The organism is Bacillus safensis, assembly GCF_039619585.1.
GTDB lineage: Bacteria > Bacillota > Bacilli > Bacillales > Bacillaceae > Bacillus > Bacillus safensis.
This window is the reverse complement of record NZ_CP154909.1, coordinates 1,499,858-1,517,782: the sequence shown is the minus strand read 5'-3', so window position 1 is coordinate 1,517,782 and position 17,925 is coordinate 1,499,858. Positions and strand designations below refer to the sequence as shown.

The window sequence follows — 17,925 nt, the reverse complement described above, 5'->3', positions numbered from 1 at the left end:
TCCTTTCTATTCAAGCTCTTCTAAAGTGATTTGATCGTTCGTGTAGACACAGATTTCTCCGGCCGTTTCAAGAGCGGCCTTTGCAATTTCTCTCGCTGTGAGATGATCACCTGCATGGGTTTTGAGTGCTCTCCCGGCGCTAAGCGCATAGTTGCCGCCTGAGCCAATTGCCAAAATCCCATCATCTGGTTCAATGACCTCTCCAGTTCCAGAGACGAGCAAAATACTTTCTTTATTCATGACGATGAGCATAGCCTCAAGCTGCCTTAGCATCTTGTCACTTCGCCATTCCTTCGCTAGTTCTACGGCTGCCCGCTTTAAGTTACCACCATATTCTTCAAGCTTTGTTTCAAACTTTTCAAAGAGTGTAAAAGCATCTGCTACTGAACCTGCAAAACCTGCAAGCACCTTGCCTCCGAAAAGACGGCGCACTTTTTTTGCTGTGTGTTTCATCACGACAGCCTGCCCGAAAGTAACTTGACCGTCGCCAGCCATTGCACTTTTTCCTTTATGTTGAACGGCAAAGATGGTTGTTGCATGAAATGATGACATGAAAAAACCTCCTTTTAGGATCGTTTAAAAGCCCTTGGGTGATGAGACATGTACGTGTTTCTTAAAGAATCTTTTGATACATGCGTGTACACCTGTGTAGATGATAAATTTGAATGACCGAGAAGTTCTTGAACACTTCTCAAATCTGCTCCCTCGTTTAAGAGATGCGTGGCAAAGGTGTGCCTCAACATGTGAGGATGGATATGTAATGTACCTGACGCCTTTTTCATTAATTCAGTGAGAATGAATCGAACACCTCTGTCTGTAAGAGGCGTCCCGCGCTGATTCAAAAACACATGAGTATCAGCGCGGTCTTTCCCCTTAGCTTTCAGCTTCTGCCTTCCATCCTCTAAATAAGTAATGAGCGCTTCATGAGCATATGACCCGAAAGGAACATACCGCTGTTTGCTGCCTTTCCCATGAACAAGCACTGTATCCATCGATAAATCAAGATCAGATTCTTTTAATGAACATAACTCACTGACCCTCATACCTGTTGCATAAAGAAGTTCTAAAATGGCTTGATTTCTTTGCCCAAGTGGTGTGCTGACATCAGAAACTGTAAAAAGCTCTTTTAGTTCCTCTTCATACAAAAATGAAGGAATCCGCTTATCCTGCTTTGGTAAGCTAACGAGTAAAAAAGGATTTTCTTTCACAAGCTGTTCTCTTAATAAAAATTTATAAAAGCTGCGAAGCGCAGAGACTTTCTTACTAATCGTTCTTCTTGTCAGGCCTTTTTCATAAGCTTCTGTTAAATAAATTCTCGTATCTTGATAGGATACCTCTTCAAAACCGTCTATTCCTTGAATGTTCATAAATCTGACAAACTCTTCAATGGCTTCTGTATATCCTGAGATCGTTAAAGCTGAATAGTTTTTTTCAATTTGCAGATATTCAATGAATAAGTGGACAAGACGCTGTTTATTCGTCATTTTTACACCTCTTTAAGGCTTTTAAATGGTATCACATATCTTGCTTTCCGTGCAATGTTTTACTACAGAGATTTCGAAATAGTTTGAATAGTTTCGATTGCACGCTTAGCGTACTCTGCATAACGTTCTTGTTTGTTTTTAATTCGAACTCCTAGATCTTTCAGCAAACCAAAATTCGCATTCATCGGCTGGAAGCTTTTCTTGTTTGTCGATGTGATGTAGTGAGCCATACTGCCAATCGCCGTTTCCTCAGGAAGTGTCACAAGCTCTTCTCCTTTGACAAAACGAGCGGCGTTAATACCAGCCACTAGTCCCGACGCTGCGGACTCGACATACCCTTCAACGCCTGTCATTTGTCCGGCAAAGAATAGATCATCTCTATTTTTAAACTGATAAGTCGGTCTTAAAAGGCTTGGCGAGTTAATAAATGTATTACGGTGCATCACGCCGTAACGGACAATCTCTGCTTCTTCAAGACCTGGAATCAAACGGAATACTTCCTTTTGATCGCCCCACTTCAGATGTGTCTGGAAGCCAACGATGTTATATAAAGTACCTGCTGCATCATCCTGTCTTAATTGAACAACAGCGTAAGGTCTTTTGCCTGTTTTCGGATCTTCAAGTCCTACTGGCTTCATCGGACCAAACAGCATCGTTTTCTTTCCTCTTTTCGCCATGACTTCAATTGGCATACAGCCTTCAAAGAAGATTTCTTTTTCAAATTCTTTTAATGGTACAGTTTCAGCAGAAATGAGCGCCTCATAAAAACGATCGAATTCTTCTTCTGTCATTGGACAGTTTAAATAAGCAGCTTCTCCTTTGTCATAGCGAGATTTCAAGTACACCTTATCCATATCAATGCTGTCTTTCTCTAGAATAGGTGCTGCTGCATCGTAGAAATAGAGATATTCTTCTCCTGTTAACGATTTTAATTCTTTGGAAAGTGCTTCAGATGTCAGCGGGCCAGTCGCGATAATTGTCGGACCTTCTGGAATGCTCTGCACCTCTTCTTGAAAGACAGTAACATTCGGATGATTTTTCACGCGGTCTGTCACGTTTGCTGCAAATTCATGACGGTCTACTGCAAGCGCGCCGCCAGCAGGAACTGAGCTTTCATCTGCTGCTGCGATAATAGCTGAATCTAAATGACGCATTTCTTCCTTTAATACACCTACTGCATTCGTCAAAGCATTCGCACGCAGTGAGTTGCTGCATACAAGCTCCGCAAATTTATCTGTGTGGTGAGCCGGCGTTTGTTTCACAGGTCTCATTTCATATAAATTGACTTTAATGCCTCGTTTAGCGATTTGCCATGCTGCTTCACTTCCAGCTAAACCGGCTCCGATCACATTTACAAATTGACTCATTGTACAACTCTCCTATTTCGTAAGGTCTGTTTGATGACATAAAAAAGCAGGTGAACAAGGCTGCTCACCGCTATTTTTGTTGTTCCTCTTTATAATCACAGTTCACACATTGAACTTGAACGCCTTTTTTCAGCTTTTTCTCTACAAGCATATTTTCGCATTTTGGACACTTTCTTTCAATTGGTTTGTCCCAAGAGACGAATTCACACTCTGGAAAACGATCACAGCCGTAAAAAATGCGGCGTTTCTTCGATTTTCGTTCAACAATGTTTCCTTCATGACATGACGGGCATTTGACACCGATATCTTTGACAATTGGTTTTGTGTTACGGCAGTCAGGAAAGTTAGAGCAAGCCATGAACTTACCGTATCGACCCATTTTGTACACCATCGGATGTCCGCACTCTTCACAATCAACTCCGGCGTATTCCGGCTCAATCTCAACTTCTTGCATCTCTGCTTCAGCTTTTTCTACCCGTTTTGCAAAGTCTTGATAGAAGCTGTCGATAATACGAACCCATTCGATCGTACCTTCTTCAACACTATCAAGTTCCTTTTCCATTTTCGCTGTAAATTCAACGTTAATGATTTCAGGGAAGAATTCAATGATTAAGTTGAGTACAATCTCTCCAAGCTCTGTCGGAGTAAATCGTTTATTATCAAGTGCGACATAGCCGCGCTTTTGAATCGTATCTAATGTTGGTGCATACGTAGATGGACGGCCTATACCGAGCTCTTCAAGTGTTTTGACCAATCTTGCCTCAGTGTAACGCGGAGGCGGCTGTGTGAAGTGCTGTTCAGGTTCGATATCTTTTGAAAGAACTGTATCCCCTTCTTTGAGATCAGGAAGCATTTTGTCCTTTTCCTCTAGCTGGTCGTCCTTTCCTTCCACATAAACCTTCATAAACCCAGGAAATTTCACTTTACTGCCATTCGCACGGAAAGTAAGACCGTTATGATCAAGATCCACACTCATTGTATCAAGAACAGCCGGCGCCATTTGGCTTGCCACGAATCGTTCCCAAATCAATTTATACAGACGAAGCTGATCGCGGCTTAGCACATGCTTGACATCTGCCGGTTTTCTTAACGTAGAAGTCGGGCGGATGGCTTCGTGAGCATCTTGTGCATTTTCATTCTTTTTGGCCGGTCGTTTTGTTGTGTTTAAGAAATTCTTGCCGTACGTCTGATCAATGAAAGCAGATACTTCTTCAATCGCCGTATTGGAAATACGTGTTGAGTCCGTTCTCATATATGTAATGAGACCGACTGTACCTTCTTTACCAAGATCAATTCCTTCATATAATTGCTGTGCAATCATCATTGTTTTTTTCGCACGGAAGTTTAATTTTCTTGCAGCTTCCTGCTGTAAAGTAGAAGTCGTAAACGGAACGGCTGGATTACGTTTCCGCTCTTTTTTCGTTACTTTCTCTACAGAGAATTTGCTTCCTTTTAATTTCGAAAGGATTTCTTTTACATCTTCTTTTGTTTTCAATGGATGTTTTTTGCCATTGAGGCCAAAGAAACTCGCTTCGAAGCTTTCTTTTCCTTTAAGGAATGTACCGTCAATTGTCCAGTATTCTTCTGGTTTAAATTCATTAATTTCATTCTCGCGATCAATAATCAGGCGGAGTGCAACTGATTGAACACGTCCGGCACTTAAGCCCTTTTTCACTTTCTTCCATAAAATCGGACTGATTTTATACCCAACGAGACGATCTAAAATCCGTCTTGCCTGCTGCGCATCAACTAAGTCCATATTGATCATACGTGGATGCTTAAAGGAATCCTTAATCGCATCTTTTGTAATCTCGTTAAAAACAACGCGGCAGTCAGAAGAGAGGTCAAGGTCAAGGCTGTGTGCTAAATGCCAAGCAATCGCTTCTCCCTCTCTATCGGGGTCAGCTGCGAGATAGACTTTTTTTGCTTTTTTCGCCGCTGTTTTTAATTCTTTTAAAACCGGGCCTTTCCCGCGAATCGTAATATATCTCGGTTCGAAGTCATGCTCAGTATCAACACCGAGCTGACTTTTCGGTAAATCCCTTACGTGCCCCATTGAAGCTTTTACTTTATACTTTTTTCCTAAATAACGCTCAATCGTTTTCGCCTTTGCTGGCGACTCAACGATGACTAAATAATCAGCCATACTCAAAATCCCCCTTAAGAGGTGTTCTCTCTTTATACATTTCACAATTCATATTTATGTTAATTGCACCTATCTAACAGGCAATCATTAAAAATTCTTTATGATGAACATCATTATAAACACGAAAAACAAAGTGTAAACTTAAATCCTCACTATTATTAAATATTCCGATGTCTTTTGTCAAACGATATTTTTATGTTGGTTCAGTATATTGAACGCTGCGGAAGGAGAATTCCTCTAAAATATCTTTTGTTGAATGAACAAGCTTTGCTCCCTGCTGAATGAGTCTTGCCGGACCTGTGGAATTAGGATCAAAGATGGATCCAGCAACCGCAAATACCTCTTTTCCTTGCTCAAGTGCTTGATAGGCTGTAATAAGAGAACCGCTCTTTTCTTTGCACTGTATCACGATGGTTCCTTTCGTCAGTGCACTAATTAAACGATTTCTCATTGGAAAATGCCACTTTTCTGGTTTGACATAAGGAGGGTGCTCTGACAAAAGCAAATGATGCTCGCCCATGTATTGAGCCATTTGCTCATGCTCTTTTGGGTATAAATGCTGAAAACCGCCTGCTATAATGCCGATCGTTTTTCCTTTTTTCCTGATGCACTCTTTATGTGCAAGTCCATCAATTCCTTTAGCTAAACCACTGACAATCATCCAATCTTCCTTTACAAGCTCACCAACAATTTTCTTCACACATGCTTCTCCATAAGACGATGGAACTCGCGTGCCGACTACACCTAAACTTTTTTCTTCATTTAAATATGATACGTTTCCTTTTAGGAATAACACAGGGGGAGGATCATAAATATTTTTTAGTGTGCTGGGATATAAGGGTGATGTGATGGGAATCATGTGAATGTTTTGCTTTAAATAGGCTTGAACGATGTGTTGAAAAATGGGGAATTCATTTTCTTCAGCTTGTTTTAAGCGGGTAAGGTCGATCGTTTGTAATGCTCGATCCTGTTTAAAATGATGTGTTTCTTCATTTATATATAGCTCAGGATCGACTTTCCACCATTTTGTTAATAATGAGGGTGAGATGAGGCCTTTTAAGCGGTGAAAAATCATTCTTTCGGACACGTTGTACATACCATTCCTCCAGTTTAAAATAGAAAGAAGAAGACTTGCCAAAGAACAAGTCTTCTTGTGTCATTAATGCGTTTTACAAGCTTCGAAGAGATTCTTCTCTTTTAATACTTTAATCAACGTTTCTCCCATGACAGATGGTGTTTCTGCCACTTCAATTCCACATTCACGCATTGTTTTTACCTTTTCATCAGCTGTTCCTTTACCACCAGAAATAATGGCACCAGCATGTCCCATACGTTTTCCTGGAGGCGCCGTTTTACCGCCAATAAAGCCAACGACTGGCTTAGTCATATTTGCTTTTACCCATTCAGCTGCTTCTTCTTCAGCCGTACCGCCGATTTCACCGATCATAATCACAGCATGCGTTTCAGGATCTTCATTGAATGCTTTTAAAACATCAATAAAGTTTGTCCCATTTACCGGGTCTCCCCCGATTCCTACAGCTGTCGATTGTCCAACACCAGCTTCTGAAAGCTGATGTACCGCTTCATATGTAAGCGTTCCAGAACGAGAAACAACACCCACATGACCTTTTTTATGAATGTAGCCAGGCATGATACCAATTTTACATTCTTCAGGTGTGATGACACCTGGGCAGTTTGGCCCAACTAGTCTTGTCTTTTTCCCTTCCATATACCGTTTCACTTTGACCATGTCAAGCACTGGAATATGTTCAGTGATACAAATGACGAGATCGACTTCTGCGTCAACAGCCTCTAAAATGGCATCTGCCGCAAATGGTGCTGGTACATAGATAACAGAAGCGTTCGCTCCAGTTGTCTGCACTGCTTCAGATACAGTATTAAATACAGGAACTCCTTCTACTTCAGTTCCACCTTTTCCAGGTGTGACACCGCCAACGATATTTGTTCCGTACTCAATCATTTGTTTTGTATGGAACAATGCGGTTGAACCGGTAATCCCCTGAACAATTACTCTCGTATTTTTATTAATAAATACACTCATTTAGGTTCCCTGCCTTTCTGCTCTACTTGACTAAAGATACAATCTTTTCTGCCCCGTCAGCCATAGACTCAGCAGAAGTGATATTTAAGCCTGAATCACTCAGGATTTTCTTCCCTAATTCAACGTTTGTTCCTTCAAGACGTACAACAAGTGGTAATGTTAAGCCGACCTGTTTCGTCGCTTCAACAACACCTTCTGCAATCACATCACATTTCATGATGCCGCCAAAAATGTTCACGAAAATCCCTTTGACATTTTGATCAGATAAGATGATTTTAAATGCTTCCGTTACTTTTTCAGCTGTTGCACCGCCGCCAACATCTAGGAAGTTTGCAGGGTCCCCGCCGTAATGCTTGATGATATCCATTGTAGACATCGCAAGTCCTGCTCCATTAACCATACAGCCAATATTTCCATCTAAAGAAATGTAGCTTAAGTCATATTTAGATGCTTCAATTTCTTTTGGATCCTCTTCATCAAGGTCACGGTATTCTAATATATCTTTTTGTCTATATAAGGCATTGCTATCAAAGTTTAATTTTGCATCAAGTGCCATGACTTTTCCATCGCCTGTTACAACAAGTGGATTAATCTCAGCAATTGAACAATCTTTTTCAATAAACGCATTGTAAAGGCTTGTCATAAACTTAACAGCTTGGCCAACTAATTTTGTTGGAATATTAATTTTAAATGCTACTTCTCTCGCCTGATAGCCTTGCAGGCCAATCGCTGGGTCGATGACCACTTTGACGATTTTTTCTGGCGTTTTTTCTGCTACTTCTTCAATTTCAGTACCGCCTTCTTCAGATGCCATCAATACAATTCTTGATGTCGCTCTGTCCAAAACTAGTCCAACATAGTATTCCTTTTGAATATCGCAGCCTTCTTCAATAAGTAAGCGTTTTATTTCGCGCCCTTCAGGCCCTGTTTGATGTGTGACAAGTGTCTTGCCGAGCAATTCCTCTGCAAACCCTTTCACTTCATCTTTCGTTTTTGCAATTTTTACCCCGCCTGCTTTACCACGGCCGCCTGCATGAATCTGTGCTTTTACGACATATACAGAGCTCCCTAGCTCTTCTGATGCTTTCACTGCTTCATCAGGTGTAAATGCTACTTTACCATTTGGAACTGAAACCCCATATTTTCTTAGGATTTCTTTTCCTTGGTACTCATGGATATTCATTTCCCATCCTCCCAACATATGTAGAAACAAAAATTATAAAATAGACTGCGCTTTCATTTTAAAGAATAAAAAAGAGAATGTCTAGGGTTCTATGTAAAATCGTAAAATCCTTCTAAACATTCAAACTTTTATTTTATTAAAAATATAAATTTTTCAGCCAAATCACTTTTTTTACCTTATTTTTTCATTTTTTGATCTAATCTGTAGATAAACGAAAAAATTTCTGCTACAGTATCGTATAACGCTTCGGGGATCTCCTCATCTAATGTTAAGTGGCGCATGAGTTCGACTAAATTACGGTCTTCCTGGATTGGGACTCCCGACTTTTTTGCTTCTTCAATAATATGATCTGCCACATAGCCGCTGCCTGTTGCAACGACTTTTGGCGCCTTTTGTTTTTCTTCATCATAATGCAGAGCGACCGCTCTTCTAAGCGGTTTTGAATCCTTCATACTCGTAAGTCCAGCCCTTTCTCGCTGATTTTATGAAAGTGTTCATCTAGAAATTGAGACGGATCTACTGGCTCTTGTCTCTTTTTCGCTGTAATTCCCGTTAAACTGTATCCTAGAGCATTTAAATTCTCCCGAACAGCCGGAATCATCGGATTAATGGTTCCTTGCAGTTCATGGGCTGTCTCGACAGTAATGGACATGACCTTTTGCTGAATCGTACAGTCTATTAAGGTTTCTTCAAGGTTTTCCATGTTTAGATAAAACATCAGGCGGCACTGAGAAATATCAATAGAGCCATCTTTTTTCTTATGTCCCTTTAGTATAAAGGTTAAATCTTGAACACTATGTTTTGAGAAAAGAGGATAGGAAACCATCATTTGACTGACGGTTTGGTTCTCCTGCTGCACAAATAACTGCCCATTCAATCTATGAAATAATTGATCCACTTCTTTTTTAATGGGCTCTGGTAAATCCGCCTGCTTTACATCATTCAGCACAAGCTTTAATTGGTGCAGCTCCTGAGTTTTGACATCCTGGCTGCCTTTTTCGAGCAGTTTCAGCATACCGATTTCATCACGTACACCAATTGCCTTTTTCATCGTCATAAGTAAATCGAGCACATCAGTTTTATTGCTTAATGTTGGTTCAGTCTGCTGCACCACCTGGGCCAAAGCTTTTGCCTCTCTTTTTGACAGGAAGGGAAACTCTTTTTGAAGCACAGCTCCTTTTGCGTCAGGCTGAGATCCTGCCTGCTGGAGTCCTTGAAGCAATGCTGTGAGCTGTTTTAAGTTAGGCTCTTGCTGCCCGTCTGCACCTTGTTTCATCAAGCTTGTCAGTATCCGCTCAATTTGCTGAAGCGGAATTTGCAGCGCTGTTGGACTTGTTGACTGCTGCTGCACGTTTGTCTGAAGAACTTGGGACGGCTGACGCTCTTGAACAATTGAGGCAAGACTATTTTCTTTTTGCTGAGACGGATTGAGCGGAGTCGTTATTGGTGAATTGCCGTCTTGCTTCGCCACGCCTTCTCTCGCTGCTAGAAGGATCGATAAGAGCTTTTCTGCATGGACGGCTGTCTCTGCATCTACAACTGACCGAACGGCTTGTATAAGGGTCTGTGTGGCATCTGTGTGCTTCGGAAGCTGTGTTAATTGATTTAATAGAGCTGTTATATCCTGGTGAAGGGCAGAGGATGATTTTACGGCTAAAATAGATTGAAGCACCCCTTGCTGGATCGGTAAATCTTTCTTTAAAGCAAAGAGAAGTGCCTGGAGCCCTTTCTTCACATCAGCTCCTTGAAGCTGTTCGATCCACTTCACTGCCGTTTTTAACTCTCCTTCGTTGATGACCGGCTTTTCCTTTAAAAAAGCTGTAGCCGTCAGCATGTTTTCAATCCCATTTTTCAGTGAGAGACCTTCTAATAGTTTGGCTGCTGCATCTTTTAATGTCTTAGGATCTTGATCAAATTGCTGAACGGGTCTTAGTTTATTGAGGCTGCCTCCACCCTCTTGTTCAAATTGGAACCAATAAAACGCGTCTGCTTTAAGCTGAGCCGCCAGCTGTGCTTTTATTTTCGTTGAGCCTATTTGAACAAGGGCTGTATCATCTCCAAGCATTTTTAGTACCTTGCCGAGAATCAGCCGATGAACATTATCCTTCCCTTCGGTGTTTAATGGAACCGATTCGGCCGTATTCAGCCGGCTATTCAGTGCTGTATGTATGTCCTCAACTCTTGTCATCACAGGCAGCCTCCTTAGATTAAAATTTATGATATAACAGATTTCACCGGCGCAAACGATAATCGGTGGATTGGGGTAGCACCATGTGTTTGAATCGCAGCCAGGTGCTCTTTCGTTCCGTACCCTTTATGTTTTTCAAATTGATACTCAGGATATTTACGCCCGTACTCTTCCATCATCTGATCCCTTGTCACCTTCGCAATACATGCACCTGCTGCAATGGATGCACTTTTTGCATCTCCTTTGATGATATTCTCTTGGTGGGTAGAAAGCGGGAGTGTCATGGCATCTATGAGTAGATAATCAGGTGTATGAGTTAACTGCTCTACAGCTCTTACCATCGCCAGTCTTGATGCTTCATAAATATTGATTTCATCGATCGTAGCCGCATCAACAATGCCGATTCCGATATCAAGTGCTTCTTTTTGAATTAAATCATAATAAGCCAATCTTTTTTTCTCAGATAATTGCTTTGAGTCGTTTAAACCGAGCAGGACTGTCTCTTCCTTTAATATAACGGCTGCTGCTACAACTGGGCCGGCAAGCGGTCCTCTTCCTGCTTCATCTATTCCAGCAATACATGTGTATCCCTGCGCCTTTGCTTTGTTTTCAAATTGCAGCATGTCATGCCATGCTGCGTGAAGTGCTTGCTGCTTTTCTCTCTCTTTGTGCCACTTTTCTATCAGTTTTTGGACACTTTTTCTCGTATCATCTTTCACAAGCTCGCGAATGTATGACTCGTCGCCTGCATGCTTTTCTATTAGTTCTTTTATTTGTTTCACCGTGTACATAGGCTTTTTCGCAGCCTCCTTCTTTATATCGGCAGTTTTTCGCAAAAAATAAAGACCCGCATGAGCTGCGTGTCTTTTAGCTTTCAGGCTTCTCAAAAGTGAGGGGACCAAATTTTTCTGTTCGAATATCCCGAATAATGATTTCGGTGGTTTTGTCATAGTTTATGAATCCCCCGCTCATTAGACAGCCGCGCTTAGTGCCAATTGCATCAAACAGCTCAACCGTATCTTCAGGTATCTCCGCTAGATCATAGCGTTTTTTTAATCGCTCTGGGTAATTCTCTTCTAGAAAACGAAGTGCATACACAGCGACATCCTGTAAGTTGATGATCGAATCTTTGATCGCTCCAGTCACCGCAAGCCTGAGTCCTACCTGCTCATCTTCAAACTTCGGCCAGAGGATTCCAGGGGTATCGAGCAGTTCTAGTTCTTTCCCTACCTTCACCCATTGCTGTGATGTCGTAATACCAGGCCGGTCTCCTGTTTTGGCAATGTTCTTTTTTGCTAAACGATTGATTAAGGTCGATTTTCCGACGTTGGGAATCCCGATAATTAGTGCTCGAATGGCACGTGGTTTGACGCCTTTTGCTTTCATGCGGTCGAATTTTTCTTTTAAAATTTCTTTTGAAGTCGTGATGATCTGATTTAACCCTTGTCCATCGACAGAGTTAATAGCAAGTGATCGAACGCCTTGCTGCTCAAAATGCGCCTGCCACTCCTTTGTCATACGAGGATCTGCTTTATCTGCTTTGTTTAAGAGCATGATTTTGGGTTTGTTTTGAAGGATTTCTTCGATCATTGGGTTTCTAGAGGACATCGGAATTCTTGCATCGGTTAATTCAAATACGATGTCGATGAGCTTTAATTTTTCTGTGACTTCACGTCTTGCTTTTGCCATATGGCCTGGAAACCATTGAATCGTCATATGTGCACCTTCTTTCTTCTACCTGTTATCTCTATACATTGTACAAAAAAAGAGCCTGTTACAGGTAACAAGCTCTTTCCTTTGATATCATTATCGTCTGATTTCTTTGATACGAGCCGCTTTACCGCGAAGTTCACGTAGGTAGTAAAGTTTCGCACGACGTACCTTACCGTGACGTACAACTTCGATCTTAGCGATTTTTGGTGTGTGTACAGGGAATGTACGCTCAACGCCTACACCGTAAGAGATCTTACGAACTGTGAAAGTTTCGCTGATTCCACCACCACGACGCTTAATTACAACACCTTCAAAGATCTGGATACGCTCACGAGTACCCTCGACAACTTTAACATGTACACGTAAAGTGTCACCAGGACGGAACGCAGGAAGATCAGTGCGTAATTGTTCTTTTGTGATTTCTTCAATCAAATGTTGCATCGTTTTCAACTCCTTCCAACAGATGCTCATGTCCTCTTTCTTCATTGCAGCGGAACATCGTTTTCAAACTTGGATCAGCAAGCCGTCCAAGTCACAAGTAGTATCATATCATACCTCTATGCCGTGTGCAATACAATCTAGTCATTATGAAGCTGCCAAAGCCATCTTTTTTCTTCATCCGTTAATGTTTTGCAAGAATCGATCAAATCTGGCCGTCTTGTATAGGTTCGCTTCAAGGATTCTTTGCGCCGCCACTCTTCAATTTTGGCATGGTTTCCAGAGAGGAGCACATCCGGCACTTTTAGTCCTTTATAATCCGCCGGCCTTGTATAGTGCGGGTGCTCAAGCAGACCTGTACTGAATGAATCTTCGATGTGAGACGCTTCTTTTCCAAGCACATGAGGCAAAAGCCTGACCACACTGTCTGCAATCATCATCGCTGGCAGCTCTCCGCCTGTGAGGACGAAATCTCCGATTGAGATCTCATCTGTGACAAGATGCTCCCTGATGCGCTCATCGTAGCCTTCATAGTGGCCGCAAATGAACATAAGATGCTCTTCTTTTGCAAGTTCTTCTGCTTTCTTTTGTGTATATCTTTCCCCTTGAGGACAGACAAGAATGATTCGGGGTTTCGTGCTTGCTTTCTTCGTTAAATCTTCTACCGCATCAAATACGGGCTGCGCTTTCAGTACCATACCAGCACCGCCGCCATACGGATAGTCATCCACTGTTTTATGCTTATGATCCGAATACTCTCTAAAATTGACGACTTGAAATGAAACAGCTTCTTTCTCCTGTGCTTTTTTTAAGATCGATGAGTGAAGTACACCTTCGAACATTTCAGGAAAAAGGGTTAAGAAATCGATTTTCATTCGTCAATAAGTCCTTCCATCACTTCAATGTGTACGGTTTTGGATGAGATATCGATCTTTTTGACGATAGATGGTATATATGGAATGAGGGCATCTTTTTTGCCTTTTCTTCCAACCACCCACACATCATTTGCCCCTGGCGTAAGGATTTCTTTGATTTGGCCGATCAGCTTGTCCTCTTCATCGTATACTTCACAGCCAATGATTTGGTGGAAATAAAATTCTCCTTCGTCTAATGACCCAAGATGTTCTTTTTCTACCTTTAAGATTGATTCTTTCAAATGCTCTGCTTCATTTAATGAGTTGATTTCTTCAAATGTGAGCAAATCAAACTGTTTGTGCTGGCGATGCGATGCGACAGTTACTTTCAGCGGCTCGCTTTGACCTTGCTTAAAAATATAGAGGACGCTTCCCTTTTTGTAGCGCTCTTCTGGGAAATCCGTCTTTGACACGACGCGTACTTCTCCGCGCACTCCGTGTGTATTGACGATCTTTCCAACATTCAACCATTCTAGCTCCATGTTCTCAATCACCCCTGACGTATTTCCACAATGGTGCCGTCTTTCACGACGATGACATTATCTTGCATCTTGTCATCCCATTTATCACCTATTTTTACTTCAACCAGTGCATCCACTTCTGTTTCTTTCATTTCACTTCCAAGCGGCAAAATATGCAGCTGCTCTACTTGAAAATCAATTTGCCGGATCTTCTCTTGCCTTTTATCGATCGCTTTTTGAAATTGAGGGATGGCTTCTTGCTGATGTGGTTCTTTTTCATGTTTTTTTAGTTGAAAATATAGTTGATTGCATTCACGTTCTAGTCTTTCTTTTTTCTCCAAAAAAGTCGTTAACAGTTTGTCCTTACTGCTTTCAGTTAATACTTGCATCACGGTGACATGTTGAATGATCTGCATCTTCCTTTTTGTCCCCCTATCCGAAGGCATTTGTCCTCTACAGTATAACGAAAAATAGATTTAAACGTGTAAAAAAAGGGGAGGTCCTAAGCCCTCTCCCTTTTTAGTCAGCAATCTCAAGTTGAACTTTCTTAGAAGACTCTGCACTTGCTGCAAAAATGACTGTTCGTATCGCTTTTGCTGTACGTCCCTGCTTTCCGATCACTTTTCCGGTATCTTCAGCATTGACAGACAGTGTGTAAATCACCTGCTCATCTTTTTCTAATGAAGATACGTGAATATCTTCAGGGAAATCAACAAGTGGCTCGACGATGGACACAATCAATTCTTCCAAGGACAGCTCATTCATTATTTGCTGTTTTTCGCATTATGAAATTTTTCAAGAATTCCTTGGCTTGAGAAAAGATTGCGAACTGTATCAGATGGTTTCGCACCATTTTGAAGCCATTTAAGCGCTAATTCTTCGTTGATTTTCACCTCAGCTGGTGATACCACTGGGTTGTAAGTTCCAACTGTTTCGATGAAACGACCGTCACGTGGTGAACGAGAATCTGCTACAACAATACGATAGAAAGGAGATTTTTTTGCTCCCATACGTTTTAAACGAATTTTTACTGCCATTTTACTAGCACCTCCGAAAATATTTCAACAAGATAGTATATTAACAATGATAAAAGGGTTTGTAAAGTGTTTTTTCTTAACAACGGTTTTATCATGTATAACCAATTACATAAATGGTAATTTAAAGCCCTTTTTCTTTCCTTTGGACATGTTGGTCATTTGCTTCATCATCTTTTTCATTTCATCAAATTGCTTTAAAAGGCGATTGACTTCCTGTACAGATGTTCCGCTTCCTTTTGCAATCCGTTTTCTCCGGCTTGCATTGATGACCTCTGGCTGTTCTTTTTCCTCGGTCGTCATTGATTTAATGATCGCTTCGATGTGATTGAGCTGCTTTTCGTCTACTTGGACGTTTTTGAGCCCTTTCATTTTACCGGCTCCCGGCATCATTTGGATCAGTTCATCAAGTGGACCCATATTTCGAACTTGGCCAAGCTGCTCGAGGAAATCATCGAGCGTGAAGCTCATTGTCCGCATTTTTTGCTCAAGCTCTTTCGCTTTATCTTGGTCGACGTTTGCCTGTGCTTTTTCAATCAGCGTGAGCACATCTCCCATGCCAAGAATTCTTGATGCCATCCGCTCCGGATGGAATGGTTCAATCGCATCAAGCTTTTCTCCTAGCGCAGCGAATTTAATTGGCGTGTTGGTGACAGCTCGAATAGAAAGTGCTGCACCGCCTCTTGTATCACCGTCTAGTTTTGTTAGAACGACACCTGTTAAACCAAGCTGTTCATTAAAGCTTTTCGCGACATTGACCGCATCTTGACCTGTCATAGAGTCAACAACTAGGAAAATTTCTTCTGGATTTGCTACTTCTTTTACTTGCTGAAGTTCATCCATTAATTCTTCATCGATATGAAGACGTCCTGCTGTATCTAAAATGACATAATCATGGTGTTCTTCTTTCGCTTTTTCAATTGCCTGTTTGGCAATTTCGACAGGGCTGACTTGATCACCTAATGAAAACACCGGCATATCAAGCTGTTTCCCAAGCGTTTGAAGCTGCTGGATCGCTGCTGGTCGGTAAATATCAGCAGCTACCATCATCGGCTTGCGATTATGTTTTTTGCGAAGTAAATTGGCAAGCTTCCCTGTTGTGGTTGTTTTACCTGCCCCTTGAAGACCAACCATCATAATGACTGTTGGAGATTTTTTCGCTACAGCGATCTTACTCTCTTCTCCGCCCATTAATTCAGTGAGTTCTTCTTTTACAACTTTAATGACCTGCTGTCCAGGGGTAAGGCTTTTCATGACCTCTTGTCCAACTGCCCGCTCACTTACTTTTTTCACAAAGTCTTTGACTACTTTAAAATTGACGTCAGCTTCAAGAAGGGCAAGGCGTACCTCGCGCATCATTTCTTTTACATCTTGTTCTGACACTTTTCCTTTGCCGCGGATTTTTGAAATCGTCTGCTGCAGTCGGTCGGCTAATCCTTCAAATGCCATACTGTGCCGCCTCCTAATCTAATTTCTCAAGCGATTCAATTAAAGCTTCTGCTTCTTCTGTTTGCGCAGAATCAGCTACAAGCTCTCTCATTTTTTTGAGAAGTTCTTTACGCTCTTTAAATTTCTTAAACAAGAGCAGCTTTTCTTCATATTGTTCAAGCATCGCTTCAGTCCGTTTAATATTATCATAAACAGCCTGCCTTGATACTTCATATTCATCCGCAATTTCACCGAGGGAAAAATCGTCTAGGTAGTAAAGCGACATGTAGCTCTTTTGCTTTGCGGTCAACAACGATTGATAGAAGTCAAACAAGTAATTCATTCTCGTTGTTTTTTCAAGCGTCATGGGCTCTCTCCCCTTTGTTAAGTTCATTCCCTTTACATCAACTAAGTTTACACGGTTCTCTTCTGTGTGTCAAGTTTTTATCTTGTCACTTCATGAAGCTACGCATAAATAAAAATGCCAGCAGATTTGCCGGCATTTTTTTGTTAGTCTTGTTGATCAATTACGTCTGAGAATAATCCATACACATACGATTCTGCATCAAACTCTTGCAGATCGTCCACCTTTTCACCTAAACCGACAAGCTTCACGGGAATGTTCAGCTCATTTCGAATCGCAAGAACAATTCCGCCTTTTGCAGTACCGTCAAGCTTTGTTAAAGCAATCCCTGTCACATTTGTCGCTTTAGAAAATTCCTTAGCTTGTGCCATTGCGTTTTGACCCGTTGTCGCATCAAGAGCGAGCAATACTTCATGAGGTGCATCTGGAACCTCGCGTTCAATGACTCTCTTGACCTTCTCCAGCTCTTTCATCAAGTTGACTTTGTTTTGAAGTCTTCCTGCTGTATCGCAGATGAGGACATCCGCATTTTTCGCTTTTGCTGATTGAACGGCATCATAGATCACCGCTGCTGGATCAGAGCCTGCCGTTTGTTTGACGACAGGAACACCTGAACGTTCTCCCCACACTTCAAGCTGCTCGATGGCACCGGCACGGAACGTATCACCTGCTGCTAAAATGACGGATTTCCCTTCATTTTTCAGCTTATTTGCAAGCTTGCCGATAGTCGTTGTTTTCCCAACACCGTTGACGCCTACAAATAAAATGATATTCAAACGCCCGTCTTCAATGTTCAGCGCAGAGATTTGTTCCTCTCCGCTATTGTAGATGTCAACCAGTTTTTCAGAAATGACCGCTTGTACTTCACTTGGATCTTGAATGTTTCTTAATTTCACTTCTTTTTTCAGCTCATCAATCAGTTCCATCACAGTTGTGAAACCGACATCAGCGCCGATCAGAACCTCTTCCAGCTCTTCAAAAAAGTCTTCGTCGACTTTGCGGTAGCGGGAAATCAGTTCATTTACTTTTCCTTGGAAGGAGTTTCTCGTTTTTTCGAGTCCATCTTTAAACTTTTCTGATACTGAATCGGTTTGCTGCGTAAATTTTTCTTTTAATTTCTTAAAAAAGCTCATTGGTTCAAAA

Annotated in this window: 20 protein-coding genes; all 20 read right to left on the bottom strand. The window is 41.5% G+C overall.

Annotated features, from left to right (window positions below):
* Positions 1 to 6: 6 nt before the first annotated feature.
* Positions 7 to 552: an ATP-dependent protease subunit HslV gene (gene hslV / locus AAYR28_RS07730; protein WP_034281773.1), complete on the bottom strand. Its 546-nt coding sequence runs from the start codon at positions 550 to 552 to the stop codon at positions 7 to 9.
* A gap of 14 nt (positions 553 to 566) precedes the next feature.
* On the bottom strand, positions 567 to 1,484 hold the full coding sequence (xerC, locus tag AAYR28_RS07725; protein ID WP_034281771.1) for a tyrosine recombinase XerC: 918 nt from the start codon (positions 1,482 to 1,484) through the stop codon (positions 567 to 569).
* Between the two features lie 62 nt (positions 1,485 to 1,546).
* Positions 1,547 to 2,851, bottom strand: coding sequence for an FADH(2)-oxidizing methylenetetrahydrofolate--tRNA-(uracil(54)-C(5))-methyltransferase TrmFO (trmFO, locus tag AAYR28_RS07720; RefSeq protein ID WP_024424183.1), 1,305 nt, complete (start codon positions 2,849 to 2,851; stop codon positions 1,547 to 1,549).
* A gap of 70 nt (positions 2,852 to 2,921) precedes the next feature.
* Entirely contained in the window at positions 2,922 to 4,997 is a 2,076-nt protein-coding gene (topA, locus tag AAYR28_RS07715; RefSeq protein ID WP_041108973.1) for a type I DNA topoisomerase, read from the bottom strand.
* 193 nt (positions 4,998 to 5,190) lie between these two features.
* Complete coding sequence (gene dprA / locus AAYR28_RS07710; protein WP_061109838.1) at positions 5,191 to 6,093, bottom strand: DNA-processing protein DprA; 903 nt, start codon at positions 6,091 to 6,093, stop codon at positions 5,191 to 5,193.
* A 63-nt stretch (positions 6,094 to 6,156) separates the two neighbouring features.
* On the bottom strand, positions 6,157 to 7,059 hold the full coding sequence (gene sucD / locus AAYR28_RS07705) for a succinate--CoA ligase subunit alpha (protein ID WP_007499624.1): 903 nt from the start codon (positions 7,057 to 7,059) through the stop codon (positions 6,157 to 6,159).
* A 22-nt stretch (positions 7,060 to 7,081) separates the two neighbouring features.
* Positions 7,082 to 8,242 (bottom strand): ADP-forming succinate--CoA ligase subunit beta, encoded by a 1,161-nt coding sequence (gene sucC / locus AAYR28_RS07700; RefSeq protein ID WP_024426972.1) that lies wholly within the window; start codon positions 8,240 to 8,242, stop codon positions 7,082 to 7,084.
* A 176-nt stretch (positions 8,243 to 8,418) separates the two neighbouring features.
* The gene (locus tag AAYR28_RS07695; protein ID WP_003211418.1) at positions 8,419 to 8,694 is read right to left on the bottom strand and encodes a FlhB-like flagellar biosynthesis protein; all 276 of its coding nucleotides are present in this window, start codon (positions 8,692 to 8,694) and stop codon (positions 8,419 to 8,421) included.
* Positions 8,691 to 10,430 carry a glycosyltransferase gene (locus tag AAYR28_RS07690; protein ID WP_120207056.1) on the bottom strand — a complete coding sequence of 580 codons (1,740 nt, stop codon included), beginning with the start codon at positions 10,428 to 10,430 and terminating at the stop codon, positions 8,691 to 8,693. The genes AAYR28_RS07695 and AAYR28_RS07690 overlap by 4 nt, the downstream gene beginning before the upstream one ends.
* A gap of 26 nt (positions 10,431 to 10,456) precedes the next feature.
* A complete protein-coding gene (locus AAYR28_RS07685; RefSeq protein ID WP_061109836.1) occupies positions 10,457 to 11,221 on the bottom strand; it encodes a ribonuclease HII in 765 nt (254 codons plus the stop codon).
* Positions 11,222 to 11,297: 76 nt separating this feature from the next.
* A complete protein-coding gene (gene ylqF, locus AAYR28_RS07680; RefSeq protein WP_024424188.1) occupies positions 11,298 to 12,146 on the bottom strand; it encodes a ribosome biogenesis GTPase YlqF in 849 nt (282 codons plus the stop codon).
* A 90-nt stretch (positions 12,147 to 12,236) separates the two neighbouring features.
* Entirely contained in the window at positions 12,237 to 12,584 is a 348-nt protein-coding gene (rplS, locus tag AAYR28_RS07675; RefSeq protein ID WP_008354510.1) for a 50S ribosomal protein L19, read from the bottom strand.
* A 137-nt stretch (positions 12,585 to 12,721) separates the two neighbouring features.
* A complete protein-coding gene (trmD, locus tag AAYR28_RS07670) occupies positions 12,722 to 13,456 on the bottom strand; it encodes a tRNA (guanosine(37)-N1)-methyltransferase TrmD (protein ID WP_024424189.1) in 735 nt (244 codons plus the stop codon).
* Entirely contained in the window at positions 13,453 to 13,977 is a 525-nt protein-coding gene (rimM, locus tag AAYR28_RS07665) for a ribosome maturation factor RimM (protein ID WP_120207058.1), read from the bottom strand. Before rimM ends, trmD begins: the two co-directional genes overlap by 4 nt.
* Before the next feature lie 8 nt (positions 13,978 to 13,985).
* Positions 13,986 to 14,372 carry a YlqD family protein gene (locus AAYR28_RS07660; RefSeq protein WP_024424191.1) on the bottom strand — a complete coding sequence of 129 codons (387 nt, stop codon included), beginning with the start codon at positions 14,370 to 14,372 and terminating at the stop codon, positions 13,986 to 13,988.
* A 103-nt stretch (positions 14,373 to 14,475) separates the two neighbouring features.
* Positions 14,476 to 14,721 (bottom strand): KH domain-containing protein, encoded by a 246-nt coding sequence (locus tag AAYR28_RS07655; RefSeq protein WP_024424192.1) that lies wholly within the window; start codon positions 14,719 to 14,721, stop codon positions 14,476 to 14,478.
* Positions 14,721 to 14,993: a 30S ribosomal protein S16 gene (gene rpsP / locus AAYR28_RS07650; RefSeq protein WP_008344841.1), complete on the bottom strand. Its 273-nt coding sequence runs from the start codon at positions 14,991 to 14,993 to the stop codon at positions 14,721 to 14,723. Before rpsP ends, AAYR28_RS07655 begins: the two co-directional genes overlap by 1 nt.
* A gap of 105 nt (positions 14,994 to 15,098) precedes the next feature.
* Positions 15,099 to 16,439, bottom strand: coding sequence for a signal recognition particle protein (gene ffh / locus AAYR28_RS07645; RefSeq protein WP_034281763.1), 1,341 nt, complete (start codon positions 16,437 to 16,439; stop codon positions 15,099 to 15,101).
* Positions 16,440 to 16,452: 13 nt separating this feature from the next.
* Positions 16,453 to 16,785, bottom strand: a complete 333-nt coding sequence (locus AAYR28_RS07640) for a putative DNA-binding protein (protein ID WP_012009935.1) — start codon at positions 16,783 to 16,785, stop codon at positions 16,453 to 16,455.
* A gap of 143 nt (positions 16,786 to 16,928) precedes the next feature.
* Positions 16,929 to 17,915 carry a signal recognition particle-docking protein FtsY gene (gene ftsY / locus AAYR28_RS07635; RefSeq protein WP_024424194.1) on the bottom strand — a complete coding sequence of 329 codons (987 nt, stop codon included), beginning with the start codon at positions 17,913 to 17,915 and terminating at the stop codon, positions 16,929 to 16,931.
* Positions 17,916 to 17,925: the final 10 nt, after the last annotated feature.